This window comes from Herbaspirillum sp. Sphag64 (assembly GCF_014192645.1).
Lineage (GTDB): Bacteria > Pseudomonadota > Gammaproteobacteria > Burkholderiales > Burkholderiaceae_D > Herbaspirillum.
On the sequence record NZ_JACHYE010000012.1, the window covers coordinates 28,383 to 42,466 of the forward strand.

Consider the following 14,084-nt stretch of genomic DNA (forward strand, 5'->3'; position numbering starts at 1 on the left):
TTATTTCATAAAAATGCTGAATTCAGCGGGAATAAACGCTGCTCCAAACGCGTCTGTTTAGGAAGTGCCGAATCATAAAGGTGAGCATTTGACTCAGGATAAGAAAAACGATCGTTTTGTACAGTTGGCGTTGCCCCACCTTGATGCGGCATACAGTTTGGCGCGCTGGCTCACGCGAGACGACTTTGCTGCGGAAGACGTGGTGCAGATGGCCTACCTGCGTGCTTTCCGCTTTTTCGATCAGTTCCGAGGCGACAATCCACGTGCCTGGATCCTGACCATCGTGCGGCGTACTTTTTACACCTCACTACGTGAGCACCGTCAGGAACAGGAGCACATTGATTTTGATGAGTCAGTGCACAGTGGCGGTACCGAACAGATTGGCGCCTCTGGCTTTGCCACAGGCAGCCATCCGGAGAGCATCGTCGCAGGCCGCGATATCCAGCGCATCATCAATGCCGGCCTGGACAAGTTGCCCTGCATTTTTCGGGAAGTGGTGGTCCTCAAGGACATTGAGGATCTGTCTTATAAGGAAATCGCGGAGGTAGTCGAAGTACCAATCGGCACCGTCATGTCGCGCCTGGCACGCGGACGCAAATTATTGGGCGAGCATCTGCAACGAAATGGTATTGGAGCCGGTAATGAACTGTGAAGAATGTCAACAAACCATGCAGGCCGCGCTGGATGGTGCGCTCGATGCAGCGACCAGCAAACTCCACGCGCAGCATCTCGGCTCCTGCCCAGCTTGCCAGGACGCGCAAAACGACTTGCTCGGGGTGCGACGCATGGTCCGGGCGCATGCCAGCCGCCATAGCGCACCAGCGGCGTTGCGTTTGCGCGTGGTGAACGACGTCACTCAGGCAACGGCATCCGTTGCGCCAGCAGTAACGCCTGCTACGTTTGTGGAACAACTATGGACTCGACTGCAGAACTGGCCGTGGGCGCGCATCAACTTTGGCTTTGCCAGTACAGCCTCACTGGCGTTCGCAGTGGTCTTATCACTTTATATAGGCATGCCGTCCGAGCAAGACAGAATCGATCAGGAAATTGTAGCCACGCATTTCCGCTCATTGCAGCTTGATCATCTGGCAGATGTGGTCTCCACCGACAAGCACACAGTCAAGCCATGGTTCAGTGGAAAGCTGGATTTTTCGCCACCGGTGTTTGACTTGGCACTACAAAATTTCCCTCTAATCGGAGGACGGCTTGACTACTTCGATCAGCATGCAGCGGCAGCGATGGTGTACCGGCATGACAAGCATTTGATCAATCTGTTTGTGTGGCCAGAGAAGGCTGCGCAGCGCAGCAAACTCAGCTCGACTCATGGCTTTCAACTGTTGCGCTGGTCGGATGGCGAGATGGCTTATGCCGCCATCTCGGATTTGAATGGTCCTGAGTTACAACAATTTCAGCATCTGCTGATCACGGAAATGGCCAAATGACTCCCTGGCGCTGCAATTAATCCACGTAAGATTTTCCGATACCAGTCTGAGACACCATGCCAGGCGACGTCTTCCCTTATTTGAGAATCGAATGGAGATTTAGAACAACGGAGTATTGTTTCAGTCACCATTGCGATTTAAAGAATAGCTGCGAAAAATGTGGAAAACATATACCGATCCTTCGCACAATACTTTCTGGATCTAGCGCTCCAGCGCCAGTCGCTCATTTAGCAGTCTGTCTTTTTTGTCGCGAGTTCCTCGGTAGCTCCACTGCTTTAACGAAATTCGAAGACAACGCCGCTCTCCAACTTCTTAGCCGAACAAGTGTACTGAAAGCCATTGTCGCAGAAGTCATTCACGACAACTTTGACTACGTTGTGGTCCATCCTTTCCCTGAGCGGTATAGCCTCGACCTAATACCCCACATAGTCTCTGGAATAGGGCTAGAGCCGCTATTTGCGGGCTCGGGCGGCTCACCTCCTCATTTAGGTGCTCCCGACCTCAATTCTCTACACAAAATTTTAGAATCGACTCTTCGGGGAAATACTGGGCACCAGCATGCCCACACTCGCAGACAAAGATTAATTCGGAAATCAAAAGCTCCGATAAAAACATTTCCTCATGGGAATAACAATTAGTTATCGTTTTGGTACCTCGTTGAGAGTTCAGAGATAGAAGACTTTCGACAACAATAATGGCAAACGCGCAAAATGCGCTCTTGAAAATCCCCCAACCCGCCCCTATACTTAGCACTCGTCAGGGAGGAGTGCTAACAACCCTTCTGGCCTACCTACTTTTCCGATGTGGCACGGAGTGACGCTGCAGGGCTTAAGTAAGTTTTGCAGCGCTTGTCACAATTATTTTAAACCATTGATTTTTAAGGAGTTTGTATGAGTCTTCGTCCTTTGCACGATCGCGTTATCGTCAAGCGTCTCGACCAAGAAACCAAGACTGCATCCGGTATTGTTCTGCCTGAAGCCGCTACTGAAAAGCCTGATCAAGGCGAAGTGCTGGCTATCGGCAATGGCAAGATTCTGGAAAATGGCTCAGTCCGTGCGCTGGCAGTCAAGGTCGGTGACCGCGTACTGTTTGGCAAATACTCCGGTCAAGCCGTGAAGATCGATGGCCAGGAACTGCTGGTCATGCGCGAAGAAGATCTGTTCGCCGTCGTCGAAAAGTAATCGGCGTCGCAAGCGCAAGGCGCTTGCAGCGAGCAACTCCCTTTCAGGATAAGCCTCAATAGGCGTATTCAAACGAATTTTTGGAGAATCCAACATGGCAGCAAAACAAGTAATTTTCGGCGATGAAGCACGTGCAAAGATCGTCAACGGCGTCAACATTCTGGCAAATGCCGTCAAGGTAACACTGGGTCCTAAGGGCCGTAACGTGGTTCTGGACCGCAGCTTCGGTGCACCAACCGTGACCAAGGACGGTGTGTCGGTCGCTAAGGAAATCGAACTGAAAGACAAGCTGGAAAACATGGGTGCGCAACTGGTCAAGGAAGTTGCTTCCAAGACTTCCGATAACGCAGGTGATGGCACCACAACTGCAACCGTACTGGCACAAGCGATCGTTCGCGAAGGCTTCAAGTATGTTGCTGCTGGTTTCAACCCGACTGATCTGAAGCGCGGTATCGACAAAGCCGTTTCCGCTATCGTTACCGAAGTCAAGACACTGTCCAAGCCCGTGACTACTCAGCTGGAAATCGAACAAATCGGTTCGATCTCGGCTAATTCGGATGCCGAAGTCGGTCAAAAGATCGCCGAAGCAATGCAAAAAGTCGGTAAAGAAGGCGTCATCACCGTGGAAGACGGCAAGTCGCTGGAAATCGAACTGGATGTTGTCGAAGGTATGCAATTTGACCGCGGCTACCTGTCGCCCTACTTCATCAACAATCAAGAAAAGCAAATCGTCGCGCTGGAAAACCCATTCGTGTTGTTGTTCGACAAGAAGGTTTCCAATATCCGTGATCTGCTGCCGATCCTGGAACAAGTCGCCAAGGCTGGCCGTCCATTGCTGATCATTGCAGAAGATGTTGACGGCGAAGCGCTGGCAACTCTGGTGGTCAACAACATCCGTGGCATCCTGAAGACTGCAGCTGTCAAGGCTCCTGGCTTCGGTGACCGTCGCAAGGCAATGCTAGAAGATATCGCTATCCTGACCGGCGGCCAAGTGATCCAGGAAGAAACTGGCCTGACACTGGAAAAGGCAACTCTGGCTGAACTGGGTCAAGCCAAGCGTATCGAAATCGGCAAGGAAAACACCACCATCATCGACGGCGCTGGTGCTGCAGTTGGTATCGAAGCACGCGTCAAGCAAATCCGCGCGCAAATCGAAGAAGCGACTTCCGACTACGATCGTGAAAAGCTGCAAGAACGTGTTGCCAAGCTGGCAGGCGGCGTTGCAGTGATCAAGGTTGGCGCTGCTACCGAAGTCGAAATGAAGGAAAAGAAAGCACGTGTGGAAGATGCTCTGCATGCTACCCGCGCAGCGATCGAAGAAGGCGTTGTGCCAGGCGGTGGCGTGGCTCTGCTGCGTGCTCGCGCCAGTGTCAAGGAACTCAAAGGCGACAACGCTGATCAAGAAGCTGGTATCAAGATCGTTCTGCGCGCTGTCGAAGAGCCACTGCGTCAAATCGTATTCAACGCAGGCGGCGAACCTTCGGTCGTGATCAATGCGGTTCTGGGTGGCGCTGGTAACTACGGTTACAACGCTGCCAACGGCACCTACGGCGATCTGGTTGAAATGGGCGTGCTGGATCCAGCCAAGGTAACCCGTTCGGCATTGCAAAATGCTGCTTCGGTTGCCGCACTGATCCTGACTACCGATGCGCTGGTTTCTGAATTGCCAGACGACAAGCCAGCTGGCGGTATGCCAGGCGGTATGGGTGGTATGGGCGGCATGGAAGGCATGATGTAATTTGCCGCTAGCTCCGGCATTACCGGAGCGGCACAGAGAAGGCCTCGAGCAATCGAGGCCTTTTTCATTTTTCAGGGCACCAAAACGAGGCGGTATTTGTCTGAGTAAGTCTAAGTAAGCGTGGTTATGCCTTTTCCTCATTAAGGAATAGGCAAAATGTAGTTTCTCAACCAACGAAATACTCATAAAATCACGCACTCTATATATCAAACAAGGCAGAAAGTTGTCGCAAGAGGCAGCAATTTGGCTGCCTTTCATTGCAAATGAGCAACGACAACATGATCGACATTCAAGCCGTGACCCAAAGGTTCAAGAGCGGCAGCGGTAGCGTCGATGCGGTACGCGACGTCAACCTGTCCATTCGCAAGGGTGAAATTTTCGGCATCATCGGCCGCAGCGGCGCTGGCAAAAGCACGCTGGTGCGCACCATCAATATGCTCAACCGACCGACTTCGGGCAGCATCATCCTCGATGGCAAGGACATGACCAAGCTGGCGCCCGATGCATTGCGCGAAGCGCGACGTCATATCGGCATGATCTTCCAGCACTTCAACCTGCTTTCTTCGCGTACTGTCTACGACAATATTGCACTGCCGCTGGAACTGGCTGGCTGGTCGAAGGCCGATATTTCCGAAAAGGTCACGCCGCTGCTGGAGCTGGTTGGACTGACTGCGCTCAAGGATCGCTATCCGGCGCAAATCTCCGGTGGTCAAAAACAACGTGTCGGTATCGCCCGTGCACTGGCCAATGATCCCAAGGTATTACTGTCGGACGAAGCCACCTCGGCGCTGGATCCTGAAACCACACGCTCGATCCTGGAGCTGCTGCGCAAGATCAATCAGGAGCTGGGGCTGACGATTGTGCTGATCACCCATCAAATGGAAGTGATCAAGGTCATCTGCGACCGCGTGGCGGTGATGGAAGCGGGCCAGGTGATTGAACAAGGTGAAGTCCTTGATGTATTCCGCGAGCCGAAGCATGAAGTGACTCGCGCACTGATCGGTGATGTGATCGCCCATGAGTTGCCCAAGGGCGTGCTTGAGCGACTGCGTGAACGGCTGGCAAAAGCTGAGGCAGGCGAAGGAACGGACCACCTGTTCCGCTTTGCCTTCACCGGCTCCAGTGTCGACCAGCCTCATCTGTCGGAAGCTGTGCGACGCTTTGAACTGGACTTCAACATCCTGCATGGCCAGATCGATGAAATCCAGGGGCAGGCGTTTGGCTCGCTGGCCATTCTGGCCAACGGTACGCCTGAAAATATTTCTAATGCCATGAATTATCTGCGCGCTCAAGGCGTCGTTGTTGAGGAGCTGAACCATGTCGTCTGAATTACTTGATCTGTTTATCGGTTCCTTCGGCGAAACCCTGATGATGGTGGGCATCTCCGGCATTCTGGGTGCCGTCGTTGGAATCCCACTCGGGATTGCCCTGCATCTAACCGATCGCCATGGGATTCTGCCCAACACCATCTTCAATCGGTTTGCTGGTCTGCTGGTCAACGCGGTGCGTTCGACTCCGTTCATCATTTTGCTGGTGGCAGTGATCCCGCTGACCCGTTTCTTCGTCGGCACCTCGATTGGCACCGCTGCTGCCATCGTGCCATTGACGATTGCCTCCGCACCTTTTATTGCACGACTGGTCGAAACCGCGCTGCGCGAAGTAGATCATGGTCTGGTCGAAGCAGCGCAGGCGATGGGCGCGACGACCTGGCAGATCATTTACAAGGTTCTGGTGCCGGAAGCGTTTGCCGGTATCGTCGCCGGCTTGACGATCACTTTCGTCAGCCTGGTCGGCTACTCGGCCATGGCCGGTGCCATCGGCGGCGGTGGGCTGGGTGACTTGGGTATTCGCTACGGCTATCAACGCTTCCTGCCGGAAGTGATGCTCGCAGTGGTGCTGATCCTGATCGTCTTTGTCCAGTTGGTGCAGACTCTGGGCGATATACTGGTAAGACGCCTCAGCCACCGTTGAGCTGTGGCCAGATTTAATTCAAGCACTACCAACCGGGATCATCCAACGCAGCTATCCTCTGCGGTTGCAGATTCATACTGAAAGGAAACTCATGAAGCGTCGTCAATTAATCCAGTTGTTTGCAGGCCTGGGAATCAGCGCAGCACTGTTGTCCGGTACTGCCTGTGCGCAGGACAAGCCGATCAAGATCGGCGTCACCGGTGGTCCACACGCCGAGATCATGGAACAGGTCAAGAAGATAGCCGAAAAAGATGGCCTGAAACTGCAAATCGTTGAGTTCAGCGACTATATCCAGCCAAATGCAGCACTGGCGGCAGGCGATCTGGATGCCAACAGCTACCAGCATCAGCCTTACCTGGATGCACAGGTCAAGGACCGTGGTTACAAGCTGGTCAGCGTGGGTACCACCATCACCTTCCCGATGGGCATTTACTCAAAGAAGATCAAGTCGCTCAGCGAGCTAAAAGCTGGCTCGCGCGTTGGCGTGCCCAACGACCCGACCAACGGTGGCCGCGCGCTGCTGCTACTGCAGGCACAAGGCGTGATCAAGCTCAAGGCCGATGCTGGTCTGAAGGCAACGCCACTGGACGTGATCGACAACCCGAAGAAAATCAAGATTGTTGAACTGGATGCTGCCCAGCTGCCACGTTCGCTGGATGACTTCGACGCGGCCGCCATTAACGGTAACTTCGCGGAGTCGGCTGGCCTGTCGCCGACCAAGGATGGTATCGCAGTGGAAGCCTCGAAAGGTCCTTACGTGAACGTGATTGCTGTGCGCGCTGAAGACAAGGACAAGCCTTGGGTCGCCAAGCTGGTCAAGGCTTATCATAGTGCTGAGATCAAGAAGTTTGTCACCGAGAAGTATAAAAACTCGGTCATCACTTCCTGGTAAGCGGGCACTCAACGCCCTCAAATCAAAAGGCCCGAGGCTGTCTCACTCAGCCTCGGGCCTTTTTACATTCTCAGAACGGTCTGCTCTGCGCGGTCTCAACGTTTGGCATCGCGCTCAAACTGATCCTCTGCTTCGCGCAGACGTCGAATCAGAATATGCGAAATGATATTCACCCCGACACCGGCTAAAAATGCTGGCAAGAGGTAAAGCGATACGGCCATTTCAGAATTGAAAAACTTGTCCTCGGACCCAGACAAGGCATTCGAAGCCATCAATGCCAGCTTTCTCAACAGGATAATGTCAGCTCCGGCCATTAGCAGCAGACTCACACCAAAGAGAAAAACCATCGTACGTGAAATGGCCTTCTTGAGTAGCATGGTGCCAAAAATGGCTGCAGGAAAAATCAGTGAAAACAGGATGAGGAGATAAAACTCCAGTTGCAGAAATACACTTTGTGCCATCAATTCCTCGTCTATACGTGATCATGATCGTAGTGCAGTTACGCGGCAACGGCTGCAACGACAATCATTATGCTGCACGAACCAATGCGTCTTTTTCCAGTTTTTTACAACTGATTACGGCTGCCGTACGTGCACTACATTGCATAAAAAAACACGCCATCAAGGCGTGTTCCTGGTGATGCAGCAGGCACGGACCTGCTTTCGACTTTATTCCGCTTCAGGCTCATCAGAACTTTGACGACGCGCCATCCACTTGGCATCTTCTGCCTCTCTGGCTGCCTTGGCATCTTCCTCGGCTGCCAGCTCGGCTGCGCGTTCTGCCTCCAGCGCAGCCTGCTCGGCATCGTAGGCCGCCATCAGTTCGGCACGCGTTTGCGGGGTCTCAAGCGAGATTCTCCCTAATGCGCCTGTGCGGTAATCCTGCAGAAAGGTGTGCGCAGCCTTTTCAAAATCGGCATCGCCACCCTTAAGACGAAAACCACGTCGCGCCGCCACGCCTTCGACCACGGCGACGCCGTCCATGCCGTCGGTGTTGAAGCCATAGCGCGCCTTGAGCAAGGGCGCATAGCGTTGTAGCAACACGTCGCCGAGAAACGTAGCGACTTCTTCTTCAATCAGTGCGTTGCTACCAATCGCATGGCTGGCCGCCAGCATCAAACCATCACTGGGATGGGCAATTTTTGGCCACAGCATACCTGGGGTATCGATCAACACCATGTTGTTGCCCAGATACAGGCGCTGCTGGGTTTTGGTGACGGCCGGTTCATCGCCAACTGCCGCAACCCGCTTCTTGAGCAAGGCGTTCATCAGGGTCGATTTACCGACATTGGGAATACCCATGATCATGATACGCAGGGGCTTGAGTGGCGTACCACGATGTGGTGCCAGCGCCAGTGCTAGCTTGGGAATTTTGGCAACATCGCTGGGCTTCTTGCAGCTCATGGCGACTGCATTCACGTTTTTCTGGCTGTTGTAATGCGCAATCCAGGCCTGGGTGGCACCAGCGTCGGCCAGATCACTTTTGTTGAGGATTTTCAGGCAGGGACGCTGACGATGCAGCCGGATCTGTTCGATCATCGGATTGCAACTGGCCTGCGGCAAGCGGGCGTCGAGCACCTCGATAACCAGATCGACCTTTTCCATTGCCTCCGCCGCTTTCTTGCGGGCGGCGTTCATGTGACCAGGAAACCATTGAATAGACATGCGAATTCTTCTTTTTAAAGCAAATTAGCCGCTATTTTAAAGCCTGCGGCCCATTTGCCCTACAAACAACGCTGCTGCCGTCGCATTCGACAGTCAGCAAAGACATCGCATGTGCTGGTTTGCCAACTATTCTCCGGCAATCACGTGATCCACGGCAACATGGGTGCTACCTGCCGAGATATAACGCAACACCAGCAACAAGCCTACTAGATAGGCTGTGGCAATGAATCCATAGGACAGTGCCACGCGCGCAGTCCAGCCGCTGAAGGTGTGCATGACCGCCCCGACAACCGCCACGCCGACCAAAGCACCGATCTGACGGTTGGCATTGAGCGCCGCCGCCGCACTGTTGGCATGCGCCTTACCGGCCACCTGCATGACCGCGGTCGTCATTGCCGGAATAGCAATTGACAGGCCAAGATTAGCAATCGCTGCACCAACCGCCAACATCCAGTACGGTGTCTGCGGCGTCAGCGCCATCAGCAGAGCACAAAAAACGGTGCCGACAGTCAAACCCAGACGCAATGGCAGACGCGGTCCCCAATGTGCTGTCATACGGCCAGACAGCAAATTGCCACCAAAGATCACCACCATCATCGGCACCAGTTGCAAACCCGTTTGCAACGCATCGCTACCACGAGCCTGCTGCAGAAACAGGCTCAGGAAGAACAGCTGACCGTAGACGCCAAAATTGATCATGAAACCAATGCCATTGGCTGCCGCAAACTGCGGCGTGGCAAACAAGGCACGCGGCAGCAAGGGAGTCTTGCCATGACGCTCACGTTGGACCAGCCAAACCAGTGTGACGAGCGTGGTCCCCAGTGCCCCGAGAATGGGCCACGAGAGCCACCCAAACACCGGCCCTTCAATCAAGACAAAACTGAGAGAAGCCAGCATTAGTACGCCCAGCAGATGGCTGCTGATACGCAAATCCCGCGCGTGCCGCTCGACCGCTGGCAGCAAGCGCAAGGCCATTACCAGTCCCAGCAAACCCAGCGGGACATTGATCAGGAACACACTGCGCCAGCCAAAAGCATGGATCAACACACCACCCACCAACGGCCCCACGGCGGCAGCGCCGCCGACGATCGCAGACCAGATGCCGAGCATGCGTGCGCGTACCCGCGCATCTTCATAAACGTGGGTCAGCAGACTGAGCGAGCTCGGCATGAAAAACGCCGCACCAATACCCTGCAGCAGGCGTGCAGCGACCAACATCGATCCGTTGGCGGCAGCGCCACACAATAACGAGGCGATCACAAAAAGCAGCAGTCCAAGCAGGTAGATGTTACGTGCACCAAAGCGATCTGCTAGCGCACCGCCGACCAGCAACATGGCGGCAAAGGTCAGCGTATAGCCATCGACCACCCAGACCAGCGTGCTCAGTGGCGTTCCCAGACTCTGCGTGATCGACGACAGACCAACATTGACCACCGTCACATCCAGCATGGCCATGACAAAACCAATGGCCAGAGTGATCAGTGGCAATATCGACAGCCGGGTGGCGCCGCGACTGCCAGCAGTGGCGACGCTCACGGGGGTGGTACCGGGCATGGAGGAAGAGCTTGTCATGCGAATATCTCTTTTCAACAAAGGGGAATATCTCCGTGTGTTAAATCACACTGAGAACAGGTAAAACCACATTCTAGTCATCTTGCAGCATGCATTAAAGATGCATAAGATCGGCAGATTGATGCAAAAATGCATTTGGATGTATCCCTCAACTCAGGACAGGATGGAAAGAGGCCGTATGGATTGGGACAACGCCCGTATATTTCTTGCCATTCAGCGCGCAGGTACCCTGCGTGGTGCTGCAGAGCAACTGCAGATTGATCAGGCTACCGTCGGCCGGCGGCTGACGGCGATGGAGAAGTCACTGGGTGCGCGCCTGTTTTTGCGCACGCCAAACGGCTACGTCGCCACGCCCGCCGGGGAGACAGCAGTAACCGCAATTGAAAAGATGGAACAGGCCGCAGATCAATTGCAGCGCCAGATGCTAGGCATCGATGAACGTCTTTGTGGCGTGGTGCGCGTAGCGGCGACTGATACCATGGCCAAGCATGTGATCATGCCTGCCATGCGCGAGCTGGCGAAGGCGCATCCCAATATCCGGGTCGTGCTCACGACCTCCACCCAGGTCTCCAATCTGACCCGGCGTGAGGCTGATCTGGCGGTACGCAGCTTGCGCCCAACCAGTCCGGATCTAATTTCGCGCCATCTGAAACGCCTCGCAGTGGGCTTGTACGCTTCGCACGATTATCTCGGACAACACGGCATACCAGAACCAGGTACGGCGCTGTCCGGACATAATGTTGCGGTGTATCAACGTGCGGTCTCATCGATGCAGATTGACAGCTTATGTGGCGAATCCATTGCCAATGCCCGCATTACCATGGAAGTCAATTCAGGACTCATGCTCATGGAAGCAGTTGCGGCTGGACTTGGTATCGGCGAATTACCAACCCATATGGGCGATGCCGATCCACGCCTGGTCAGAGTATGGCCGGAGCGTGCCGAGCCGTATGATATGTGGCTGGTGCTGCACAGCGACCTGAACCGCACCGCACGGGTACGTGCAGTGGCCGACGCCATCGTGACCGCCTATGAGCAGCTCGCGTCGCACGGCATGTGATGCTGAGGACGAGACTTTACTCGAGATCGGCCAGCACCTTGAGATGGGCAACCACGCTGCGGCCCAGCGCCGACAAATGATAGCCACCTTCCAAGCAGCTCACAATCCTGCCTTGTGCATGTTGCCGCGCCACCGCCATGATCTGACGGGTGATCCAGGCATAGTCCGCCTCTACTAACGCCATCTGTCCCATATCATCCTCGCGATGGGCATCAAAGCCTGCCGAGATAAAGATCATCTGCGGGGCATGGGCATGCAGCGCCGGCAACCACTTATCGTTGACCAGCCGGCGCACGGCATCCCCTGCGGTATACGCGGGCAACGGTTCATTGAGCATATGTGGCTGAGGATTTTCGCTGCCGCTGAATGGATAGAATGGATGCTGAAAAAAACTCACCATCAGCACCCGTGGATCTTGCTCGAAAGCGGCCTCGGTCCCATTGCCATGGTGTACATCAAAATCGATGATGGCAACCCGCTCCAGCCCGTGTCGTTCGATGGCATGACGCGCAGCAATGGCGACGTTATTGAACAGGCAGAATCCCATTGAGGTCGTAGGCGTAGCATGGTGACCGGGCGGACGCACCGAGCAAAAGGCATTTTCCAGTTCACCTGCCAGCACCGCATCGGTGGCCGCCAGCGCCGCACCTGCAGCACGCCGTGCGGCTTGCCAACTGTGTGCATTGAGCAGGGTATCGCCGTCCAGGGCGTAGTATTTCTGATCGCTACCGGAAAGTGCAGCGGCGTGATCACGAATGCGCGCCACCGCAGCATCGGTATGGATCCGTTCCAGATCAGCGATCTCTGCCAACGGCGCTTCGCGGCGCTCGATGAACTGATCAATGCGGCTGCTGATCAATTGATCTTCAATGGCCTGCAGTCGTAACGGCGATTCGGGATGCCAGTCTCCCATCTCATGGCGCTGGCAATCTGCATGGGTATAAATAGCGGTTGTCATTATGATCTTGTCGAACGCTGTCTCTCTGGCATTAGTGTACATCCAAGTACCGCTCTTTCAGCGCCAAGCGACCCAGATCGATAAATTGATGTATTGCTGTTCAGGTATACTGCTTCCCTTGCCTACCTGCCTGACCTGCCCCAATGACATTGCGTACCCGCCTGCCCTACCTGATTACCTTGCTGAGCTTTTGCGCTGCTGGTCTGATGCCTCTTCAGGTTCAGGCACAGGCAGATTCGAGCACTAAGCCGAAGCAAAAACAAAAGCAGAAACAAAAGCAGAAGCAGAAGACCAGCAAGGCAAAGCAGCGCAAGAAAACGAGCGATGACGAGTTCGTCAATTTTTCGCAATGGAAAGAGGTCAATGGATTTATCGATGATCTGGTAGCACGTGACGGTTTCGACCGCGCGACGCTGGAAGGCGTCTTTCGCCAGACGCACTACCTCGATGCGGCCATCAAACTGATCAAGCCCGCTGCGCCCGGCAAGACCAAGAACTGGCAAGCCTATCGTGCACGTTTTGTAGAACCTACGCGCATTGCGGCTGGAGTCGCATTCTGGAACGAGCATGCACTCGCACTGCAACGCGCAGAAGAACAATACGGTGTCCCGGCAGAAATCATTGTCGGCATCCTTGGGGTAGAAACCATCTATGGACGCAACACCGGCAACTTCCGCGTCATGGATTCTCTCACCACGCTGGCCTTTGCCTACCCACAGACGGCCAATCGTGATGCACGCATGGCGTTTTTCCGTGGTGAACTGGAGAGCGCACTGCTGTTCGCGCGTGATTCAAATATTGATCCTTTTTCGATACTCGGCTCCTACGCCGGTGCCATTGGCTGGCCACAATTCATGCCCAGCAGCGTGCGTGAATATGCAGTCGATTTTGATGGCACCGGCAAGATTGATCTGCGTACCTCACCAATAGATGCGATCGGCAGTGTTGCCAATTTCCTCAAGGTACACGGCTGGCAGCGCGGCGAACCGCTGGTGTTCCCTGCCACTGTCAATGATCCCGATAAGGTCGCAGATTTGCTCAATCAGGGACTGGCAGCCAAATTCAATACGGATCAACTCAAACGTCAGGGTGTCTCCACGCCCGGCGAGATTCCCTCTAGCCAGTTGCTGGGACTGATTGATCTGCAAAACGGCGATGATCCTACTGAATACTGGCTAGCGACGAATAATTACTTTGCCATCACACAATACAACCGCAGCTATTTCTATGCGATGTCGGTGATTGATCTGGGTCGCGCCGTACGTGCCGCTCGCGAACAGTAATCTGCTTCTTACACACCTGCCTGGCGCCGCCTGCTGCAGCCCTGCACCAGGCATTAGCACTAACGCCCCTCAAAACCGGTGACAGTCTGAAAACATCTGCCTTAATTTTTGGCAATGTTGTTGCATTAGACTTTTTGCAAGGTCGCCATCATCCACAGTGCTGAACGTGCCGATGCCGCTGCTAGTCACATCTGTAGACCTCAGCACGCATCCGTACTCGCCTGACCACGACCGAGAAGCCTGACCAGGAGCACGTCAACGTGCGCATCTCTTGATGCAGCGCATGATGGCGTTGTCTTGCTCAGCCAGTCAGAACCCTCAAC

At 54.5% G+C, this 14,084-nt stretch carries 13 protein-coding genes; 9 read left to right on the forward strand and 4 right to left on the reverse strand.

Annotated elements, in window-relative coordinates:
* Positions 1 to 88: 88 nt before the first annotated feature.
* From FHW66_RS16675 to FHW66_RS16705, 7 genes are all read left to right on the forward strand, one after another.
* Positions 89 to 652 carry a sigma-70 family RNA polymerase sigma factor gene (locus tag FHW66_RS16675; RefSeq protein ID WP_183380952.1) on the forward strand — a complete coding sequence of 188 codons (564 nt, stop codon included), beginning with the start codon at positions 89 to 91 and terminating at the stop codon, positions 650 to 652.
* Positions 642 to 1,442: an anti-sigma factor gene (locus tag FHW66_RS16680; protein WP_183380953.1), complete on the forward strand. Its 801-nt coding sequence runs from the start codon at positions 642 to 644 to the stop codon at positions 1,440 to 1,442. Before FHW66_RS16675 ends, FHW66_RS16680 begins: the two co-directional genes overlap by 11 nt.
* 890 nt (positions 1,443 to 2,332) lie before the next feature.
* Positions 2,333 to 2,623 carry a co-chaperone GroES gene (gene groES, locus FHW66_RS16685; protein ID WP_183380954.1) on the forward strand — a complete coding sequence of 97 codons (291 nt, stop codon included), beginning with the start codon at positions 2,333 to 2,335 and terminating at the stop codon, positions 2,621 to 2,623.
* A 94-nt stretch (positions 2,624 to 2,717) separates the two neighbouring features.
* Positions 2,718 to 4,361, forward strand: coding sequence for a chaperonin GroEL (gene groL, locus FHW66_RS16690; RefSeq protein ID WP_183380955.1), 1,644 nt, complete (start codon positions 2,718 to 2,720; stop codon positions 4,359 to 4,361).
* Between the two features lie 278 nt (positions 4,362 to 4,639).
* Complete coding sequence (locus FHW66_RS16695) at positions 4,640 to 5,689, forward strand: methionine ABC transporter ATP-binding protein (RefSeq protein ID WP_183380956.1); 1,050 nt, start codon at positions 4,640 to 4,642, stop codon at positions 5,687 to 5,689.
* Entirely contained in the window at positions 5,679 to 6,332 is a 654-nt protein-coding gene (locus tag FHW66_RS16700) for a methionine ABC transporter permease (RefSeq protein WP_183380957.1), read from the forward strand. The genes FHW66_RS16695 and FHW66_RS16700 overlap by 11 nt, the downstream gene beginning before the upstream one ends.
* Before the next feature lie 91 nt (positions 6,333 to 6,423).
* Complete coding sequence (locus FHW66_RS16705; RefSeq protein WP_183380958.1) at positions 6,424 to 7,224, forward strand: MetQ/NlpA family ABC transporter substrate-binding protein; 801 nt, start codon at positions 6,424 to 6,426, stop codon at positions 7,222 to 7,224.
* A gap of 95 nt (positions 7,225 to 7,319) precedes the next feature.
* On the opposite strand, the gene FHW66_RS16710 is transcribed toward FHW66_RS16705, so the two are convergent.
* The 3 genes from FHW66_RS16710 to FHW66_RS16720 all read right to left on the reverse strand — a co-directional run bounded on the left by FHW66_RS16710 (position 7,320) and on the right by FHW66_RS16720 (position 10,460).
* On the reverse strand, positions 7,320 to 7,685 hold the full coding sequence (locus FHW66_RS16710; RefSeq protein WP_183380959.1) for a hypothetical protein: 366 nt from the start codon (positions 7,683 to 7,685) through the stop codon (positions 7,320 to 7,322).
* Between the two features lie 207 nt (positions 7,686 to 7,892).
* Complete coding sequence (gene ylqF / locus FHW66_RS16715) at positions 7,893 to 8,888, reverse strand: ribosome biogenesis GTPase YlqF (protein ID WP_183380960.1); 996 nt, start codon at positions 8,886 to 8,888, stop codon at positions 7,893 to 7,895.
* 126 nt (positions 8,889 to 9,014) lie between these two features.
* Entirely contained in the window at positions 9,015 to 10,460 is a 1,446-nt protein-coding gene (locus FHW66_RS16720; RefSeq protein WP_255459018.1) for an MFS transporter, read from the reverse strand.
* 178 nt (positions 10,461 to 10,638) lie between these two features.
* Between FHW66_RS16720 and FHW66_RS16725 the strand changes: the two genes are divergently transcribed.
* A complete protein-coding gene (locus FHW66_RS16725) occupies positions 10,639 to 11,520 on the forward strand; it encodes a LysR family transcriptional regulator (protein ID WP_183380961.1) in 882 nt (293 codons plus the stop codon).
* A gap of 16 nt (positions 11,521 to 11,536) precedes the next feature.
* On the opposite strand, the gene FHW66_RS16730 is transcribed toward FHW66_RS16725, so the two are convergent.
* Positions 11,537 to 12,478 (reverse strand): histone deacetylase family protein, encoded by a 942-nt coding sequence (locus tag FHW66_RS16730; protein WP_183380962.1) that lies wholly within the window; start codon positions 12,476 to 12,478, stop codon positions 11,537 to 11,539.
* Between the two features lie 143 nt (positions 12,479 to 12,621).
* On the opposite strand from FHW66_RS16730, the gene mltB reads away from it, so the two are divergent.
* Positions 12,622 to 13,761: a lytic murein transglycosylase B gene (gene mltB, locus FHW66_RS16735; RefSeq protein ID WP_255459020.1), complete on the forward strand. Its 1,140-nt coding sequence runs from the start codon at positions 12,622 to 12,624 to the stop codon at positions 13,759 to 13,761.
* The last annotated feature ends 323 nt before the right edge of the window (positions 13,762 to 14,084 follow it).